This is a genomic window from Streptomyces sp. NPDC043726 (assembly GCF_056436565.1).
In genome coordinates this window covers 252,822-271,956 of record NZ_JBWKCI010000002.1, presented here as the reverse complement: position 1 = coordinate 271,956, position 19,135 = coordinate 252,822, and the positions used below count along the sequence as shown (strand labels likewise).

Below are 19,135 nucleotides of genomic sequence, written 5' to 3'. Positions count from 1 at the left end.
CCGAAGGAGCCGATTCGTTGAGTTCCGTGCTTTTTCGTCGTCCCGCGCGCCGTCGCGGCCCGGACATGCCCCAGGGGGAGTTGAACCTCCAGGAACCCCCGGTGCTCGCGGAGACGGTGCCCGACAACTCCGCGGTGTGGACCTATCTGCCCATGGCGATGATGTCCGTCTCCATGATGCTGATCTTCCTGCGACCGGGCGGAACGAACGGTGTCTTCGTCTACCTCTCGCTGGGACTGATGGTGCTGGCCTCGGCCGCCATGATCATCGGCCAGTTCATGCGCCGCACCAGTGAGCGCAAACAGCGGCTGCGCGGTGAGCGACGGGACTACCTGCGCTATCTCGGGCAGATCCGCAAGCAGACGCAACGCGCGGTGATCGAGCAGCAGTTGGCGCTGGCCTGGCGTCACCCGGAGCCCGCCGCACTGCGCTCCATGGTGCGCACCACGCGGCTGTGGGAACGCCGGGTCAAGGACGAGGACTTCGGCGAGGTCCGGATCGCCGTGGGCGACCAGCAGCTGGCCATGAAGCTGAACCCGCTGTCCACGAAGCCGGTGGAGGACCTCGACCCGCTCGCCGCGCATGCGCTGCGCCGCTTCATACGCGCCTACAGCACGGTGCCCGACCAGCCGGTGGCCGTGTATCTGCGGTCCTGGGCACGGGTGTTGATGCGGGGCGACGAGGCCGTCCGGCGCGACCTCGTGCGCGCGATGGTCGCCCAGCTCGCCGTCTTCCACGCCCCGGAGGACCTGTGGATCGTGGTGTGCGCGGCCGACGAGCACCGGGCGCAGTGGGAGTGGGTCAAGTGGCTGCCCCACGGCCAGCATCCGCAGGAGCGGGACGGCGCGGGCCCGGCCCGGATGGTGACCTCGGCCTTCAGCGACCTGGAGGACCTGCTGGGAGCCGAGTTCGGTGAGCGCCCCGCCTTCGACCCGGAGGTGGCGCCGGGCCGGGAGGAGCCGTACACCGTCGTCATCCTGGACGGCGTGACCGTACCCTCGGGCCACCGCGTGGACGGGCAGGGGTTCCGCAACGCGGTCGTCGTCGACCTGGCCGACACCCTGCAGTGGCGTCCCGGGCGCAGCACGCTCCGCCTCGACGTCCGGCCCGGCGGGGTCAGCCTGGTGCGCACCGATCGCACCCGCAAGGAGCAGATGACGTATCTCGGCAGGCCCGACCTGATGGGACCAGTCGCCGCCGAGGCGCTGGCCAGGATGATCGCGCCGTACCGGATGAGGCTCGCGGCCGCCGCGGCCGAACCGCTGGCCGCGGACACCGAACTGACCACGCTGCTCGGCATCCCCGACCTGTACCGGCACGAACCGGCCGCCCTGTGGCAGCGCTCCGGCGGCGCCTCCCGGCTGCGGGTGCCCATCGCGGTCGGCAGCGACGGCCTGCCGGTCGAGCTGGACATCAAGGAGTCCGCACAGGGCGGCATGGGGCCGCACGGCATGCTCATCGGCGCCACCGGATCCGGCAAGAGCGAACTGCTGCGCACCCTGGTCCTGGGCCTGGCCCTCACGAACTCCTCCGAGACCCTGAACTTCGTCCTGGTCGACTTCAAGGGCGGAGCCACCTTCCTCGGCCTGGACGAACTGCCGCACACCTCCGCGGTGATCACCAACCTGTCGGACGAGGTCGCGCTGGTCGCCCGGATGCAGGACGCCCTGCACGGCGAACTGATCCGCCGCCAGGAGCTGCTGCGGGCCGCCGGGAACTACTCCTCGGCTCTCGAGTACGAGAAGGCGCGCGCCTCCGGGGCCGCACTGGCCCCGCTGCCCAGCCTCTTCGTCGTCGTCGACGAGTTCAGCGAACTGCTCTCGGCCCACCGCGAGTTCATGGAGCTGTTCGTCATGATCGGGCGGCTGGGACGGTCCCTCGGCGTCCATCTGCTGCTGGCGTCGCAGCGCCTGGACGAGGGGCGGATGCACCAGTTGGAGAGCCATCTGTCGTACCGGATCGGCCTGCGTACCTTCTCCGCCATGGAGAGCCGGGGCGTGCTGGGCGTACCGGACGCCTATCAGCTGCCCTCGCAGCCCGGCAGCGGATATCTCAAGAGCGGCGTGGAGGCACTGACCCGCTTCCGGGCCGCCTTCGTCTCCGGCGAGTACCGCAAGCGGGGCGGAGCGGTCGTCCAGGCCCGGGTGGCCAGCCAGGTCGTCCCGTGGACTTCGGGGTACGTGGTGCCGCGCACGGTCACCGAGCCCGCCCTGGCGGAACCGGACGGTGAGGAGGAGAGCGAGTCGGGCGACACCCTGCTGTCCGTCGCCCTCGACCGGCTGCGGAACGCCGGACCGGGGGCCCACGAGGTGTGGCTGCCCCCGCTCGACCGGCCCTCTTCGCTCGACGCACTGCTGCCGCCGCTCTCGGTGGACCCGGAGCGCGGGTTCACGGCGGCGCGGTGGCCCGGGTCCGGTCGTCTGAAGGTGCCGGTCGGCCTGGTCGACAAGCCCTTCGAGCAGCGGCGTGAACCCCTCGTGGTGGACCTGGCCGGCGCCGAGGGCCACATCGGCATCGCGGGCGGTTCCCAGAGCGGCAAGTCCACGCTGCTGCGTTCCCTGCTCGCCTCCCTCGCCCTCACCCACACCCCCCGCGAAGTCCAGTTCTACTGCCTGGACTTCGGCGGCGGCACGCTGTCCGGGCTGTCCGGGCTGCCGCATCTGGGCGGCGTCGCCTCCCGGCTCGACAGCGAGCGCATCAGCCGGACCGTGGCCGAGGTCATCGCGGTGCTGAACCACCGGGAGCAGTTCTTCCTGGACCACAACATCGACTCGATGGCGACCTACCGGCGCCGGCGGGCGGCCGGCGAGTTCGCCGACGAGGCGCACGGGGACGTCTTCCTCGTGGTGGACGGATGGGCGACCCTGCGCCAGGACTTCGACAGTCTGGTCCCCACCTTCCACCAGATCGCCGCTCGCGGCCTGAACTACGGGATCCACCTGGTCGTCACGGCCGCCCGCTGGATGGAGATGTCGACGCAGGTGCGCGACCAGATCGCCACCCGGCTGGAGCTGAAGCTCGGCGACCACATGGACTCGGCGATCGACGTGCGGCGGGCGGCGCTCGTCCCCCGCGTTCCCGGACGCGGACTCACCGTCGAGGGAAAGCTGCACTTCCTCTCCGCACTGCCCCGGGTCGACGGCAGTTCCACCACCGACGACCTCACCGAAGGCGTCGCCGACCTGGTCGAACGGATCTCCGGCGCCTGGACCGGGGCGTACGCGCCCGCCGTCCGCATGCTGCCGCACCGCCTGCCGGCCGCCGGACTGCCCGCCGCCGAAGCCTCCGACGGTCTGCGGATGCCGCTGGGCATCGACGAGGAGACGCTCTCCCCCGTCTGGCACGACTTCAGCCGCACCCCGCATCTGATGGCCGTCGGCGACACCGAGAGCGGCAAGACCAATCTGCTGAAACTGGTGACCTCCGCGGTCACCTCCCGGTACACGCCCCAGGAGGCGCGGATCCTCGTCGTCGACTACCGGCGGGAGCTGGTGGAGGCGATTCCCGAGGAGTACCGCCTCGGCCACGCCGTGTCCCTGACCGCGCTCCAGGAGCTGATGAACGGTTCCCAGCGGGCGCTGAAGACCCGTCTGCCGGGACAGGACATCAGTCCCGCCCGCATGCGCCAGGCGGACTGGTGGACCGGCCCGCGGCTGTTCGTGCTGGTCGACGACTACGACATGCTGGGCGGCAGCAACGCCTTCGACCATCCGTTCGCGCCGCTCTTCGAGTTCCTGGCGCTCGGTCACGAGGTCGGTCTGCACATCGTGGTCGCGCGGTCCGCGACCGGCGCCGGCCGCGGCTTCAACGACCAGTTGCTGCGACGGCTGGGCGAGGTCAACACCCCCGGCCTGCTGATGTCCTGTCCGCCGACCGAGGGGTATGTCTTCGGCAACGTCAAGCCGCGCACCCTGCCGCCGGGAAGGGCCCGGTACATCGCGCGGAACAAGGCGACACTGCTGCAGACAGCGGTGGTGGAGCAGGACCCGGAGTCGGCGGAGAGCTGACGAACGCGCGGGGGCGGGCCCGGTGGAGACACCGGGCCCGCCCCCGCGGCCGTTTCGCGGTCGGTTCAGGGCCGTGGTGGCGGGCGCCAGCCGCGGGCCCTGCCGCGCGGGACGACCAGCGCCGCCCAGCCGACCAGCACGACGACCGACACCCCCACGCCGGAGACCAGCAACGCGGTCCGGGTGGCACCCTCCCCGTGAGAACGGTCCGGCAGCCGCACTACGGCGTCCCGCGCGCCCTCCGCCGCCTCGGTGTCGCCCGCCACGGCGGCGACCGCCGCGTACGCGTCCAGCCGGGGTACGTCGTCCGGATAGGCGGTGGATGTGAGGCGCCGGGCCACCTCGGCCGCGGAGAGGTCCGGGAAGGCCGACCGTACGAGGGCGGCGGCACCCGCGGTGTAGGCGGCGGCGAACGAGGCGCCGGAGCCGACGAAGTGCCCGCTCCCGCGGGGTCCGATGCCGACCACGCCGTCGCCGGGAGCCGCCAGGTCGGCGTGGACCGGGAGCACCGCGGAGTCCGCGCGGCCGCCTCGCACGTCCACGTCGAGGACGCTCAGCACGCCGGGAGAGGCGGCCGGCCAGTAGTCGCGGGGAGCGGGCGTGCTCTCGTCGCCGCTCCGGCGCGGCGGGTCCGGTACGGCCGCGGCGACGACGAGGGCGTCGTGCTGCACGGCATAGGAGACCGCGGCGTCGAGCGCGGACGACCTGGTGCCGAACGCCGCCGACACCTGCACCACCCGGGCCCCGGCGTCCACCGCGGCCCGGATGCCCGCGGCCACGCCCGCCGGCGAGAGCGCCCCGCGCTCGGAGGTGCCGCGGGCCGCGATGATCGTGGCATGGGGTGCGACTCCGTGGAACGCGCCCCGCTTCGCCGGTGCGGCGGCGATCAGACCGGCCACGAACGTGCCGTGGCCGACGCAGTCCTCCCCCGCGGAGCCGAGCGCCTCGACCCGGCCCGACAGGGCAGGAGCCACGGTGGAGACACCCGTGTCGACGACACCGACTTTGACGCCGGCGCCCTGGGAGATCCGCGCGGCGCGGGACAGTTCCAGGCTCTGGTGCTCCCAGGGAGTGCTCGTCGCGGTGGTCGTGGACGCCTTGGTGCAGCCGGCGCCCTCCCCCAGCTCGGCCGTCATGACGGGGAGTTCGACGGTCGGCTTCCCCTCGGCAAGGGCCGTGGACGGGACGGCCAGCACGGCCGCCGCCGTCAGCGGCAGCAGGGCCGAGGCCGCCCGCCCGCGCGGAGGCCGGCGCAGGGGCCGAAGGTGCGGTTGGCGGGTCATGCGGACAGCCCCTCCCGCCGCGGCGTGTCCTGGGGCAGCAGGAGCCGCAGGTCGTCGAGTCCGGGCGCCGCCATGCGGCTGATCCGTCCCGCCTGACGCGTCATCATGCCCTCCAGGACCAGGCGCGCCAGACGCGCGTTGCCGAAGGACCGGTCACGCGGCAGCGAGTCGAAGTACTCCCGCAGCAACTGCCCCGTGCCGGGGCCGCATTCGTATCCGGACGTCGCCGCGTGGGCCCGTACGATCGTGACCAGTTCGTCGGAGGAGTAGTCGTCGAACTCGACGCGGCGGGAGAACCGCGAGGACAGACCCGGATTGGACGCCAGGAAGCCCTCGATCTCCTGGGTGTACCCGGCGGCGATCACCACCACCTCGTCGCGGTGGTCCTCCATCAGCTTCAGCAGCGTGTCGACGGCCTCGCGGCCGAAGTCGGAGGCCGAGGCACCCTCCGGGGTCAGCGTGTACGCCTCGTCGACGAACAGCACGCCGCCGAGGGCCCGCTCGAACACCTCACGGGTCAGCTGGGCGGTGTGGCCGACGTAGCGGCCGACCAGATCCGCGCGGGACACCTCGACGAGCTGGCCGCGGGGCAGCACCCCGAGCGAGGCGAGCAGTTCGCCGTACAGGCGCGCCACCGTGGTCTTGCCCGTGCCGGGCGGACCGGTGAAGACGAGGTGGTGGCTGATGCGCGGCACGGGCAGCCCCGCGGCCTCCCGCTGACGCGCCGTGGACAGCAGGTTGACGAGATCGGTCACGTCCCGTTTGACCGCCGCGAGCCCCACCAGGTCCCCCAGCCGCGCCAGTGGATCGGTCGTGGCGTGCGCGGTGCCCTCGGCGGCCTCCGTCACGGCGGCACCGGCGTCCTCGGGCAGCAGCAGTTGCAGGTCGCTCTCGGAGATGTCGGCGAGACCCGCCAGCCGGGTCGCCTGGCGGTCCACCATCTCCTCGAACACCCGTCGCGCCTCACGTCCGTTGCCGAACGTGGCGTCCCTGGGCATGCGGTCGAACCGTACGGCCAGGGCCTGGTGGGTCGCCTCCGCCAGCCGGTACTGGTGGCCCAGGCACATCTTCTCGACGATGGCGACCAGTTCGGGCACGGTGTAGTTCTCGAACTCGATGGTCCGCGAGAAGCGGGAGGCGAGACCGGGGTTGGAGGCGAGGAAGTCGTCCATTTGCGACGAGTAGCCCGCGGCGACGACCACCACGTCGTCGCGGTGGTCCTCCATCAGCTTCAGCAGCGTGTCGACGGCCTCGCGGCCGAAGTTGGCACCCGAGCCCTGGCCGTCGGAGAGCAGCGTGTACGCCTCGTCGATGAACAGGACGCCGCCGAGCGCCCGGTTGAAGGCCTCGGTGGTCTTGATCGCGGTACCGCCGACGATCTGGGCGACCAGGTCCGCCCGGGACACCTCGACCAGATGCCCTGACCGGAGCGTGCCGAGCCCGGCAAGGATGTTGCCGTAGAGCCGCGCCACGGTGGTCTTTCCGGTGCCCGGAGGGCCCGCGAAGACCAGGTGCCGGCTCATCGGCGGCGCCGACATGCCCAGGCTGGCGCGCCGTTGGGCGAGCTGGGTGAGGTTGACCAGCGTACGGACCTGCAGCTTGACGTTGTCCAGGCCGATCAGCGCGTCGAGCGCGGACATCGAGGCGTCCTCGCCGTCGCCCTGTTCACGGGTGCCGGGCGAGGCCGCCGGGTCGGTGTCCTCGGCGTCGCCCACCCCCCAGGCGTCCCGCCTGCCGTTGCCCGTACTGGTCAGGCCCTCCACCGCCACGCGGTCGCCGGCCTTGGACTGGATCAGGCCGCCGCCCGCGTTGTCCCTGACCGTGCAGTTGATCACGGAGACGGGGGCGTCGGAGTCGATGCGCACCCCGTCCTTGCCGCTGCCGCTGATCTCGCAGGAGTTCAGCGACGCCCGCCCGCCGTCGGCGATCAGCACCCCCGACTCGGTGCTCTCCCGGGCCGTCACCCGGGTCGCCGTCAGGTCGCCGTCCTTCTCGACCAGCACACCGCTGTCCGCGGCCTTGGTGATCGCGCAGTCCCGCACCGTCATGGTGCCGTCGGCGCCGACGGAGAGCCCGGCGCCCTCCGGGGCCTCCACCGCGCCCCCGCCGACGTAGACGTTGCCGTCGTCCGCCACGCGCACGCCCGCCCCCGCGGGCCGCTGGATCAGGCAGTCCTCCAAGCGGCCCCTGCCGTCCTCGACCACCTCCACGCCATGCCCCGCGGGGGAGATGATCCGGGCCCGGCGCAGCAGCGGATTGGCACCGCCGCGGATCGAGACGCCGACGCCCTTCACGTCCACGACCTCCAGTCGGTCCAGTTCGGCCGCGGACTCCTCCTCCAGCAGCAGCCCCGTGCCGGCCCCGTCCCGTACCGTCAGGCCGACGAAGACCGGCGAGGACGATCCGGTCACCCGGATCGCGGGCGCGCCGCAGGAGTCGGCCCAGCAGTCCTCGAACGTGCCGCGTGAACGGTCCGTGACGAGCACGCCGTGCCCCTTGGTCCGGGCCACCCGGCAGCGCCGCAGCAACGGATCGCTGCCCATCCCCACGGCGATGCCTACGCCGGAGGTGTTCGTCACCCGCACGTCCTCCATGACGGTGCGCGACTCGCTGGTGAGGTGCACGCCCGCGCTCGTGTCGTGCAGCACCGTGCGCAGCACTCTGGTGGTGCTGCGGCCCTCCAGCGCCACCGCGGGCTTGTCCGTGGCGGAGATGTCGCACTCCTCGACCGAGCCCTGGGCCTCGCCGTTGGCCAGCACGCCGTTGCCGCGGGCGTCGCGGATCGTGCAGCCCCGCACGGTGACCCGGCCCTGCTCCCCGATCACCACGCCCGTGGTGCCGAGGTGTTCGAGGGTGGAGGACTCCACGGAGCTCTCCGCCGGGGAGGTGACCACGACGCCGGCGCCCGTGCCGTTGGTCACCCGGCAGTCGCGCAGGGCGAGCGAGCCGCTGTTGCGGGCGAGCAGCGCGGTCCACGAGGCGGCCGCGATCTCACAGCCGTCCATCGCCACCTGGCCCCGGGGCGCGTCCACGACCGGCAACTCCTCGTCCCGGCCGCGCAGTACGAGGTCGGTGAGCATGACGGCGTCCGCCCGCAGCGTCAGCGCGGTGCCTCGGCGGGGGGCTATCTCCACGGTGCCGCGCGCCTGGGCGGCGACGATGGTGACCGGCGTGGTGATCGTCAGATTCTCCGGGTAGGTGCCGGGCAGGACGCGGAGGACGGCGCCGCTGCGTGCTCTGGCGAGCGCCTCCGCGATCGTGGACAGGCCGTCGGCGCCGTCCGGGCCGACGGTGAGTACCTGGCGAGACACGCGTGGTTCCTCCTCAGACGCTGAGTGGCGGACCGGGTGCACATGTCGGCAATCGTGCGGTGGAAACCTGTCTCGCGACCGGCCCCTGCCGACACCCCAAATCGATTGCTCAGGTGCCCCCTTTGCACACCTGGTGACAGACTAGTTGAGGTTCGACGGCGCCGAGGAACCGCACCGCGAGTGTGATGCGATGGAGCCCGGCGAGCGCACATGTTCCCGTAGGACCGCGGCAGCCTCGGCCGCGGGCACATCCGCAATATGTGTGTGTCAGGTCCGGGCCGCCCGCGAGACCCCCGCGCGCCACCGCACGCCCTCCCGAAAGGAACCCATGAATCCCTCACAGACGCCCCGGCCGGCGGGAGACCTCCCCAGGAGAGTCCCGGGCAGCGCCCGGCCGGCGGGAGACCTCCCCAGGAGAGTCCCGGGCAGCGCCCGGCCGGCGGGCAGCCGTTCCGGGCCCGCCGAGGACGGCACCGCGGCGGGCGGCGCGGAGCCGGCGCCGCCCGGCGGTGGCGACCGTACGCCCGGCCCGGTCCGCCGAGGCGGCTCGCTGCCCCGGCTCACCTAGATCTCCTCTCTCGGTTCGCGGCGGAGCAGCGACACGAACCCAGCAGCGGACGTCGCCGCGGACGTCACCGCGCCGCCAGGACCGAACGGATTCCGGGGCGCTCTGGGCGTCGTGGGCGTCATCGGGCTGTTGTCGGTGGGCGGCGTCCTGCTGACGCTGGGCCTGGTCGGCGGTGACGACGACGGCAGGCGCGACGGAGCGGCGTCGGTGGCCGTCGACTCCGGCGACCACGGCACAGGCGTCCTCGACGGACTCGGCGTGGTGCCGGCCCCCTCGGCGAAGGAGACCGGTGACGGCGCCGACGACAAGGCGGCCGGTACCGAGAAGGCCAAGTCGCCCTCCCCCACCAGTGGTGCGCCGAGCGGGGGCTCGCCGTCCCCCGGTGACCGGGCCGGTGCCCCCGGCACGGACGCGACCGGGACCAGCACCACCGCTCCGGCCGCTGCGCCGGGGGTGAACGTGTCCAGCCACGCCTCGCAGCGCTGTGTGGACATCGTGGGCGGCCAGGCCGTCCCGGGCGCGAAACTGATGATCTGGGACTGCGCGACGTCCGCCTCGCAGCAATGGACGCTCACGGGCGGAACCATGCGCGCGCAGGGCATGTGCGTCCAGCCCGCGGGCGGCTCGACCGCCGACGGGGCGGACCTGGAACTGGCCGCCTGCGACGGCGGTCCGGCGCAACGGCTCACGCTGAACGTCCGCCACGACCTGGCCCAGGCGGCCACCGGCAAGTGTGCGGACGTACGGGACAACGGCACCGCGAACGGGACCCGGCTGCAGCTGTGGGCCTGTTCCGGCGGTGACAACCAGAAGTGGTCCACGTCCTGAGGGCTCGCGGAACGGGACCGGTGCCCGGCCCTCCTACAATGGCCGGGCACCAGCGGGAGGACACACATGGCACGTCGCGGCGGGATACGCGGGTCGCACGCGTCGCGTTCGCGGCCCGTCCTGGTGAAGGGGTACGGCTCGTGATGTTCACCGACGCGGCGCGAGCCGGCGCCGCCGACGTCCTGGTGGGACGCGAGCGGGACCTGGACCACATCCTCGGATTGTTCGAGCGGGATGCGGCGGGCACCCTGCTGCTGTCCGGGGAACCCGGCGTCGGCAAGTCCGCGGTGCTGGACGCACTGGCCAGGGCCGCCGTCCAGGACGGCACCCGGGTACTGCGCGCGGCCGGTGCCGAGTTCGAGGCGGACGTCGGCTACTCGGCGCTGAACCAGGTCCTCCTCCCCCTGCACGGCCTCCTCGACCTGCTCCCCGCGCCCAGCAGGGAGGCCTTGAGTGTCGCCCTGGGCTTCGGCGGCGGGCCGGCGCCCGAACGTCTGGTCGTCTGCAACGCCGCGCTGGCCCTGCTCCGGTCGGCGGCCACGGACGGCCCCGTGCTGGTCGTCGTGGACGACCTGCCCTGGGTGGACCGGGCGAGCGCCGCCGTCTTCGGCTTCCTCGCCCGACGGCTGTCCGGCGTCCCGATCCGGTTCCTCGCCGCCTCCCGCACCGGTGTGGGCAGCTTCTTCGACGGCAGCGGCCTTCCGTCGTACGAACTGCCCGCCCTGGACACCGACTCCGCCGCCCGCCTCGTCGACCTGCGCTTCCCCGACCTGGCGCACCCGGTGCGACGGCGTCTGCTGGAGGCCGCGCAGGGAAACCCGCTGGCCCTGCTCGAACTTCCCGACGCCCTGCGCGCGGACCAGCGCCGGGCGCGGGAGGTCCTCCCGGCGGTGCTGCCGCTGGGCGAGCGCCTGCAGTCCCTGTTCGTCACGCGGATCCGGTCCCTGCCCGCGGCGACCCGCACGCTGCTGCTGCTCGCCGCCCTGGACGACACCGGCGACCTGGGGGTGCTGTCGGCAGCCGCGAAGGCGACGGACGGGGACGCGGACCTGGGTGCCCTGGACGCCGCCGAACGGGACGGCCTGGTACGGGTGGAGCAGTCACCGCGCCGCCTGGTGTTCCGGCATCCGCTGATCAAGTCGGCCGTCGTGGAGGAGGCCCCCAGCAGCGCCGGCCGCGCGGCACACCGCGCCCTGGCGCAGGTGCTCGCCGACAAGCCGGAACGACGGGCCTGGCATCTGGGCGAGGCCACCCTCCAGCCCGACGAGGACGTGGCGCTGCTGCTGGAGCGTACGGCGCGGCGGATCCAGGACCGCGGGGACGCCGTCGCCGCGATCGCCGCGCTCACCCGGGCCGCGGACCTCAGCCCGCGGGACACCGACCGCGCGCGCCGGCTGTCGGAGGCGGCCTATGTCGGCGCCGAGGCAATCGGCGCGCTCAGCAGTGCGTCGGTGCTGCTGGAGGACGCCTGGCGGGCGGATCCCCGGCACGGCGCGTCGCTGCGGTCCGCCACCGCCGCGGTACAGCTCCTGCTGAACAGCGACGGCGACCTGACGACGGCTCATCGCCTGCTGGTGGGCGCCATCGAGGAGGGCGACCACGGCTTCGACGCCGAGGACCCCGCACTGATCGACGCGCTCCACTTCCTGCTGCTGTTGTGCAACTACGGGGCCCGCGAGGAGTTGTGGGCGCCCTTCTACGCCGCCGTGTCCCGGCTGCGCCCCGCTCCCCCGCCGCTGCTGCTGGTGGCCGCCCGCACCTGGGGCGACCCGGCCCACGCCGACGAGGCGACGCTCCGCGCCCTCGACGAGATCATCGCCGGCACGGCCACGGAGACCGACCCCGCCCGCATCGTCCGGGTGGGGACCGCCGCGGTCTATCCGGACCGGCTGGCCGCCGTGCGCGAGGTGGCCTGGCGGCTGGTCCGGCGGGGACGCGACGGCGGCCCGGTGCGCCGGCACATCGGCGCCCTGCTGCATCTGTGCCTCGAGGACTACCACCGCGGCGCGTGGGACCTGGTCCTGGAGCTGTCCGAGGAGGGGCTGACGCAGTGCGCGGAGTCCGGGTACACCGTCTGCACCTGGTTCTTCCAGTACACCAAGGGCCTGGTGGTGGCGTCCCGGGGTGACACCGCGACGGCCCACGCGCTCGCCGACGCGATGACGAACTGGGCGGCCCCCCGCGGCATCCGGGAGGCGGTGCACTGCGCCCAGCACGTGCACGCGCTCGCGGACATCGCCGACGGCGACTTCGACGCGGCGTTCCGGCGCGTGAGCGCCATCAGCCCGGCCGGCAGCTTCCCCCCGTACGTCGCGCACGCCTCGTGGGTGTTCTTCGAACTCGTGGAGGCCGCGGTGCGCACCGACCGGCGCGCGGAGGCACTCGCGCATGTGCGCGCCCTGCGCGAAACGAACGTCCCCGGGCTCTCGCCCCGGCTCGCCCTGCTGTCCGACGCCGCCGAGGCACTGGTGACGGCCGACGACACAGAGGCCGCCCGCCTGTTCGCCGCGGCGCTGGCCACCCCGGACGCGGACCGGTGGCCGTTCACCCTGGCACGGGTGCGGCTGGCCCAGGGTGAGCGGCTGCGGCGGTCCCGGGCGCTGTCCGAATCCAAGGCTCCGCTGACGGCCGCGCTGGCCGCCTTCGAGCAACTGGAGGCCTCGGCCTGGGCCGAGCGGGCGCGCATGGAGCTGCGGGCGGCCGGCCGGGCCGTCCCGACCGGCGCCGGCGGGACCGGTGCGTCCCTCACCGCGCAGGAGCGCGAGATCGCGGAACTGGCCGCGTCCGGCCTGACCAACAAGCAGATCGCCGAGCGCCTGTTCATCTCGCACCGCACGGTCGGGGCACACCTGTACCAGATCTACCCCAAGCTCGGCATCGCCTCCCGGGTGGCGCTGCGGGACGCGCTGCACCGGCAGGATCCGGCCTGAGGCAGCGCCTGGACTGCCGTACGCCTCCCGGTCGATGGCCTTCTTTCGGCCACCGGCGGCTCACCGGCCGACACGACGTCTAAGGTCGACCGGTGACGAGTAGCAACACGACAGGTTTCCCCGTCCTCGAAGATGCCCGACCGACAACGGCGCCCAGAACCTGGCAGGAACGTCTTCGCCGGTTCGGTTACGTGGCACGCCCCGGCGCCGGGGTTCGCGAGCGTCTCGTTCCGCCGTTCCCGAACCCACCCGCGCGCCTGTGGGAGTTCATACGTGTCGAGCCGGAACGGGCGTACCGCCTCACGAAGGTGATGGAGTGGCTGGGGCCGGTACTCGTCGCCGTACTCGCCGGAGCCATCCGCTTCTGGCACCTCGGCCGGCCGCGGGCCGTCATGTTCGACGAGACGTATTACGCCAAGGACGCCTGGTCCATGCTGCGGCTCGGCTACGAGGGCACCTGGCCGGACCGCAAGATCGCCGACCCGCAGATCCTCGCCGACCCTCAGGTCATCTCGCTCTCCGATCCCGGAGCCTTCGTCGCGCACCCGCCGACGGGCAAGTGGGTGATCGCCGTCGGTGAGTGGATGTTCGGTCTGGACCCGTTCGGCTGGCGCTTCATGACGGCCGCTCTGGGCACCCTGTCGGTGCTTATGTTGTGCCGAATAGGCCGCCGCCTGTTCCGGTCGACGTTCCTGGGCTGCCTGGCCGGCGCGTTGCTGGCCGTGGACGGTCTGCACGTGGTGATGAGCCGTACCGCGCTGCTGGATCTCGTCGTCATGTTCTTCGCCCTGGCCGCCTTCGGCTGCCTCCTGATCGACCGGGACCAGGCCCGGGCCCGGCTCGCGGCGGCCCTGCCGGTCGGCGCGGACGGCACCGTGCGACCGAACGCGCACACCGGCGAACGCGTCGGGACGGGGCTCCGCCCCTGGCGGCTCGCCGCCGGTGTCTGCCTGGGACTCGCGGCCTCCAGCAAATGGAACGGCCTGTACGTCCTCGCCTTCTTCGTCGTCATGACCCTGCTCTGGGACGTCGGTGCCCGCCGCGTCGCCGGGGCTCACCGGCCGTACCGGGCCGTGCTGCGCAAGGACTTCGGCTGGTCGGTGCTCTCGTTGGTTCCGGTCGCCGTGCTGACCTATCTGGCGACGTGGACCGGCTGGTTCCTCTCGGACGACGGCTACGGCCGCCACTGGGCCGACGGCCGCGGTGGCACGTGGTCCTGGATACCCGGGCCGCTGCGCAGCCTGTGGCATTACGAGCACGGGGTCTACGAGTTCAATGTCGGGCTGCACTCCGCGCACACCTACGAGTCGAACCCGTGGAGCTGGCTGGTCCAGGGCCGGCCCGTGCTGTTCCACTACGAGTCTCCGAAACCCGGACAGGACGGCTGTCACACGGCGGCCGACTGCTCGCAGACGGTCCTCGCCCTCGGCACTCCGCTGCTGTGGTGGTCGGCCTGTGCCGCCCTCGTGTACCTGCTCTTCCGCTGGGCGCTGCGCCGCGACTGGCGCGCCGGCGCCGTGCTGTGCGCGGTGGGTGCCGGTTATCTGCCGTGGTTCCTCTACCAGGACCGCACGATCTTCTCCTTCTACGCGGTCGTCTTCGTGCCGTACCTGTGCCTGGCCGTGGCGATGGCGCTGGGAGCCCTGGCGAGTCCGAAGGGCGCGTCCGACACCCGACGCACCGTGGGCGTCGCGGCGGCGGGCGTGCTGGTCCTGCTCATCGCCTGGAACTTCATCTACTTCTTCCCGATCTACACCGGCCAGACGATCCCGTACACCGACTGGAACTCGAGAATGTGGCTCGACACCTGGGTGTGAGAGACCTCGCCAGAAGTAACCGCCTTGACAGGTGACGCCCATCCCTGGGACCCTCACGTCACCAGTCAGAGCAGTTACTTTCGCGTGAGGAAAACCCATGACAGTCGTACGGTTCGATCTCGTCTCCCGGCTCAGCCAGAAGGACGTACTGGCGGTGCTGACGGACTTCAGCCCCTCGCGCGCCGAGTCCTGGCCCACGATCGACGCCGCACATTTCGAGGTGCACGAACTCGGCGACACCTGGGCCGAGGTGACCGAGGGCACCGCCGCCGCCTGGGAGCGAGCCCGCTACGAGTGGGAGCCGGCCGGTGACACGGTCACCATCACCACCCTGGACTCCAAGCTCTTCGGGCCCGGCGGCGGCTGGGTGTTCCGGATGACCCCCGAGGGCGACGGCACCCGGGTCGACGTCGAACTGACGCGGCAGCCGGCCACCTTGAAGGGCAAGATGCTCGCCGCCCTGCTCCCCCTCGCCGCTCCCGCGTCCTTGCGCAAGTCCTTCGCGGGCCCGCTTCAGGCCAAGTGACTTTCCGCCGGGCGACCCGGGCACCACCAGCCCCGCCACCCGGCCCCACAGCACATTGACTTACGACGGCGCCCCGGCGGACCGTACGGCGGATCCCGGCAGCCCCAGGCACCGCACACGGTCCCACCCTTTGACCGTCAAGTGACCGATGTGCGGGTTCCCTTCCAGGCGAAGAGTGAGAGTCACAGAATTCGCCCCGCGAAGGGAACCCCCTGTCATGCAACGTGACCACTCACCCCTGCGGGCACGCTCGTCCTCCGAGCTCGTGCCACCGCTGTTGCTGGACGTCGATCAGATGCTCGACGAGTTCACGCGGCTGCCGATGCGGGCGAAGTTCCGCTTCGACCCGGACATGGCGTCGGTGATCACGGTCGAGTTCCTGCCCGGACGGGGGCCCGGTCTCCTCTGGCACTTCGGCCGTGAACTCCTGCACCGCGGGGTGTCGTCGATGAGCGGTTCGGGCGACGTGCGGATGTGGCCGACGCTGCCCGGGGCGCGGCCGTCGTCATGGCTGCTGCTCGAGTCCGAGGAGGTGGAGGCCCTGTTCGAGCTGCCCACCGAGGCACTGGCGCGGTGGCTCGACGCCACCTACCGGATCGTGTCGGCCGAGGCGGAGATGGACGGTCTGAACTGGGACGGCTTCCTCATGGAGCTGCTCGACGGGCCGGGCACGCCTTCGGAGTGACCACCCGACCGCTCCGCGCTTGCCTCCCAGCGCGTCACCTGTCAAAGTGGTGACGCGAAGGGTTGCTGTCGTCGATCCGGGTCACCGGCCACCGACACATGTATGCCAGCCACCGGCACCCGACGACAAAACGCTTGGCACCAGGCCGCGCATGCGGCGGACGAGGAGGAACGACGTGAGGACCAGCAACCCGATCTTCTCCCGCTGGGGCGCCGCCCGTGACGCGGGTCCGGCGGGCATGTACCAGCGCGAGCCCGCGCCCGCCACGGTCGGCAGACAGCCGGCCGGCGACTACGGGACCAATCCCTACGCGTCCCCCGCCGCAACCGGCCTGCCGACCGGCTCGACCGGCTCGACCGGCTCGACCGCGGTGACCATGGACGACGTCGTCGTCCGCACCGCGACGACCCTCGGCGTCGTAGCCCTGACCGCCGTACTGTCCTGGCTCCTGCTGCCCGTCGACGAGGCGAACATCGGCCGGTCCTACGGCATAGCCCTGGGCGCCGGTCTCGCCGCCGCGGTGCTGTCCGTGATCCAGGCCTTCCGTCGGGCACCGGCTCCGGGCCTGATCCTCGGATACGCCGCGTTCGAGGGCGTCTTCCTGGGAGTGCTGTCCAGCACGGTCTCGACCTACCTCTCGCCGGGCGTGGTCGCCCAGGCGGTGCTCGGCACTTTGGCGGTCTCCGCGGGCACGCTCGTCGCGTACCGGATGCGCTGGATCCGGGTCACCCGGCGGTTCACCGGATTCGTCCTCGCGGCCGCGACCGGATTCGTGCTGCTGCTCTTCGCCGACCTCCTCTTCTCCGCGTTCGGCGCGGGCAATGGGCTCGGCTTCCACAGCGGCGGCCTCGGCATCGCCTTCGGCCTCCTCGGCATCGTGCTCGGCGCGGCCTTCCTCGCCCTGGACTTCAAGCAGGTCGAGGATGCCGTCGCTTACGGCGCCCCGCGCGAGGAGGCCTGGCTCGCGGCTTTCGGGCTCACCATGACGCTGGTGTGGATCTACTTGGAGGTGCTGCGCGTGCTGACCCTCTTCAGCAGCGACAACTGAAGCCTGTCGACGACGCCTCAGGGGCATGCGCGCCGCGCATGCCCCTGAGGCGTTTTCCGGACTCGTTTCCGTACGGCGCGACCTCCTCACCGGGCCCGGCTCGTTGGCATCACGAACCCCCGGGATGCCGCCCGGCCGACCCGGACGTCACGTGAACGCCACAACGGGAGAGAGGTCCCATGAGCCTCCACGAGCAGTGCCTGGACGAGGACGGCAGGGTCAACCTGGGCCCGGCTTTCAAGGCGGACGCCCCCGCTCAGTACGCCCGCCTGCGCGCACTCGGCCCCATCCACCCGGCCCACTTCCACCTGGGTCTGCGCGGCTGGGTGGTCGTGGGCTACGACCTGGCCCGGGAGGCCCTGACCCACCCGGGCCTCCTCAAGGACTCCACGCCCGCCGCCGAGGCCCTGGCCGCCGCCGGATACGTCCTCAACAAGCCGTCCGTCGGGCTCGGCGCACAAATGCTCGAAGCCGATCCGCCCGAGCACGGCCGCCTGCGCAGGCTGGCCTCGGCCGCCTTCACCGCGCGCCGCACGGCGGAACTCGCCCCGCGCATCGAACAGATCGCCCACCAACTGCTCGACGCGCTGCCGCAATCCGGCGAGACCGACCTCGTCGAGGCGTTCCACGCGCCGCTCCCCGCGACCGTGATCGCCGAGCTCCTTGGTATCCCCGAGCAGTGCCACGCGGACTTCCGCCGCTGGTCGAGCTACGCCCTCCAGGTCACCTCGCCCGAGCACCGCCCCGCGCTCGCCGGACTGCACGGACTGCTGACCGACCTGATCGCGCACAAACGGCGGGTCCCCCAGGACGACCTGCTGTCCGCCCTCGTCGGCGTCCGCGACGAGCAGGACGGCCGGCTGTCCGAGGAGGAACTGGTGGGCACCGCCCTGATGCTGGTCGTCGCGGGCCACGAGAGCACGGTGAACCTCCTCGGCAATGCCACGCTGGCCCTGCTGCAACACCCCGACCAGCTCCGGCTCTTGCGCGAGCGGCCGGAGCTGATGCCCTCGGCGGTGGAGGAGTTCCTGCGCCACGACACCTCCGTCGAGCGGTCCACGAGCCGCTACGCCGCCCATGACCTGGAACTGGGCGGAGTGCTCATCCCGCGGGGCGGCATCGTCGTCGTGGCACTCGGCTCGGCCGGACACGACGCCCCACAGGCCGACGACACCGACCCCGCCGTTCTCGACGTGACCCGGCCCGGCGCTCGCCATCTGGCCTTCGGACACGGCATCCATCACTGCCTCGGTGCCCCACTGGCCCGGCTGGAGGCCGCCATCGCCCTGCGGACCCTGCTGTCCCGCGTCCCCGAATTGGAACTCGCCGTGCCGGTGGACTCGTTGGAGTGGATCGGCTCCGGCATCATCCGCGGCGTACGGGCCCTTCCGGTGCGCTACCGCCGCGTCTGACCGTCATGGCACCGGGCCCGCACAACGGGAAGTCCCGGCCCGCGCCACGGGGCGCGGGCCGGGACGGCACCGGAAGTGGTACTGCGGTCAGACGGTACGGGTGCGCAGTTGGCGGGTCTTCCAGCCCAGCAGGGCGGCCTGGGCGATGAAGAACACCCCGCCGCCCGTGGCGTAGACGGACAGCACGTCGAGCGAGGGATCGTCGCCCGCGGCCTGGATGTTGTAGAAGACGCCGACGAGGACGGACAGTCCGCCCGCGATCAGCATCGGCCACTGCTTGCCCAGCTCGGGGCCGCGCCGCTGGAGTCCGACGATCACCTGGGCGGCGCCGGAGACGACGGCCCAGGCGCCGAACACATGGAGCACCGGCGCCACACCGCCGGCCCCGGCGATGCCGACCGCGACGGCCGCGAGCGTGCTCAGCACGCCGTTGAACGCCGTGATCCGGCGCTCCGAGCCGTCGGGGAGGGCACGGTGGTCGATGAGTGAGGACACCGCGTCGATCAGCGGGTAGACCACCAGCAGGGTGATCGCCACGGCGTCGACGTCCTCGTGGGCTCCGGCGAACGCCAGGGCCCACGCCACGGCGAGGACGCCGCGGCCCAGGTACAGCCTCAGCAGGGAGGAGCGGCCCTCGGCCGGAGCCGGATTCGTCAGCGCCGGGGCCGTCGGCGTCGTGGTCTGCGTGCTCATGATGGTTCGGCCTTTCTCAGGTCAGGG

Annotated in this window: 12 protein-coding genes; 9 read left to right on the top strand and 3 right to left on the bottom strand. The window is 72.4% G+C overall.

Annotated elements, in window-relative coordinates:
• Positions 1–65 precede the first annotated feature (65 nt).
• The gene (gene eccCa / locus AC068Z_RS05990; RefSeq protein WP_478553726.1) at positions 66–4,007 is read left to right on the top strand and encodes a type VII secretion protein EccCa; all 3,942 of its coding nucleotides are present in this window, start codon (positions 66–68) and stop codon (positions 4,005–4,007) included.
• A 65-nt stretch (positions 4,008–4,072) separates the two neighbouring features.
• Here eccCa and AC068Z_RS05985 read toward each other — a convergent pair whose 3' ends face one another.
• On the bottom strand, positions 4,073–5,290 hold the full coding sequence (locus tag AC068Z_RS05985; RefSeq protein WP_478552731.1) for a S8 family serine peptidase: 1,218 nt from the start codon (positions 5,288–5,290) through the stop codon (positions 4,073–4,075).
• On the bottom strand, positions 5,287–8,601 hold the full coding sequence (locus tag AC068Z_RS05980) for a right-handed parallel beta-helix repeat-containing protein (RefSeq protein ID WP_478552730.1): 3,315 nt from the start codon (positions 8,599–8,601) through the stop codon (positions 5,287–5,289). Before AC068Z_RS05980 ends, AC068Z_RS05985 begins: the two co-directional genes overlap by 4 nt.
• A 328-nt stretch (positions 8,602–8,929) precedes the next feature.
• Between AC068Z_RS05980 and AC068Z_RS05975 the strand changes: the two genes are divergently transcribed.
• From AC068Z_RS05975 to AC068Z_RS05940, 8 genes are all read left to right on the top strand, one after another.
• The gene (locus AC068Z_RS05975) at positions 8,930–9,169 is read left to right on the top strand and encodes a hypothetical protein (protein ID WP_478552728.1); all 240 of its coding nucleotides are present in this window, start codon (positions 8,930–8,932) and stop codon (positions 9,167–9,169) included.
• A 111-nt stretch (positions 9,170–9,280) separates the two neighbouring features.
• Positions 9,281–9,997 (top strand): ricin-type beta-trefoil lectin domain protein, encoded by a 717-nt coding sequence (locus AC068Z_RS05970; protein WP_478552726.1) that lies wholly within the window; start codon positions 9,281–9,283, stop codon positions 9,995–9,997.
• A 143-nt stretch (positions 9,998–10,140) separates the two neighbouring features.
• Positions 10,141–12,927, top strand: a complete 2,787-nt coding sequence (locus AC068Z_RS05965; protein ID WP_478553725.1) for an AAA family ATPase — start codon at positions 10,141–10,143, stop codon at positions 12,925–12,927.
• 92 nt (positions 12,928–13,019) lie between these two features.
• On the top strand, positions 13,020–14,744 hold the full coding sequence (locus tag AC068Z_RS05960; protein ID WP_478552724.1) for a dolichyl-phosphate-mannose--protein mannosyltransferase: 1,725 nt from the start codon (positions 13,020–13,022) through the stop codon (positions 14,742–14,744).
• 97 nt (positions 14,745–14,841) lie between these two features.
• Positions 14,842–15,270, top strand: coding sequence for an SRPBCC family protein (locus tag AC068Z_RS05955; protein ID WP_478552722.1), 429 nt, complete (start codon positions 14,842–14,844; stop codon positions 15,268–15,270).
• Positions 15,271–15,487: 217 nt separating this feature from the next.
• Positions 15,488–15,955, top strand: a complete 468-nt coding sequence (locus AC068Z_RS05950; RefSeq protein WP_478552720.1) for an SsgA family sporulation/cell division regulator — start codon at positions 15,488–15,490, stop codon at positions 15,953–15,955.
• A gap of 175 nt (positions 15,956–16,130) precedes the next feature.
• Complete coding sequence (locus AC068Z_RS05945; protein WP_478552718.1) at positions 16,131–17,003, top strand: Bax inhibitor-1/YccA family protein; 873 nt, start codon at positions 16,131–16,133, stop codon at positions 17,001–17,003.
• A 179-nt stretch (positions 17,004–17,182) separates the two neighbouring features.
• Positions 17,183–18,415 carry a cytochrome P450 family protein gene (locus AC068Z_RS05940; RefSeq protein ID WP_478552716.1) on the top strand — a complete coding sequence of 411 codons (1,233 nt, stop codon included), beginning with the start codon at positions 17,183–17,185 and terminating at the stop codon, positions 18,413–18,415.
• A gap of 87 nt (positions 18,416–18,502) precedes the next feature.
• Here the strand turns inward: AC068Z_RS05940 and AC068Z_RS05935 are convergent, their stop codons facing one another.
• Entirely contained in the window at positions 18,503–19,108 is a 606-nt protein-coding gene (locus tag AC068Z_RS05935) for a DUF308 domain-containing protein (RefSeq protein ID WP_478552714.1), read from the bottom strand.
• Positions 19,109–19,135 lie beyond the last annotated feature (27 nt).

Coding starts and splice junctions, on each gene's coding strand:
- eccCa (WP_478553726.1), top strand. CDS start 66: ATGCCCCAGGGGGAGTTGAACCTCCAGGAACCCCCGGTGCTCGCGGAG.
- AC068Z_RS05985 (WP_478552731.1), bottom strand. CDS start 5,290: ATGACCCGCCAACCGCACCTTCGGCCCCTGCGCCGGCCTCCGCGCGGG.
- AC068Z_RS05975 (WP_478552728.1), top strand. CDS start 8,930: ATGAATCCCTCACAGACGCCCCGGCCGGCGGGAGACCTCCCCAGGAGA.
- AC068Z_RS05965 (WP_478553725.1), top strand. CDS start 10,141: ATGTTCACCGACGCGGCGCGAGCCGGCGCCGCCGACGTCCTGGTGGGA.
- AC068Z_RS05955 (WP_478552722.1), top strand. CDS start 14,842: ATGACAGTCGTACGGTTCGATCTCGTCTCCCGGCTCAGCCAGAAGGAC.
- AC068Z_RS05950 (WP_478552720.1), top strand. CDS start 15,488: ATGCAACGTGACCACTCACCCCTGCGGGCACGCTCGTCCTCCGAGCTC.
- AC068Z_RS05940 (WP_478552716.1), top strand. CDS start 17,183: ATGAGCCTCCACGAGCAGTGCCTGGACGAGGACGGCAGGGTCAACCTG.
- AC068Z_RS05935 (WP_478552714.1), bottom strand. CDS start 19,108: ATGAGCACGCAGACCACGACGCCGACGGCCCCGGCGCTGACGAATCCG.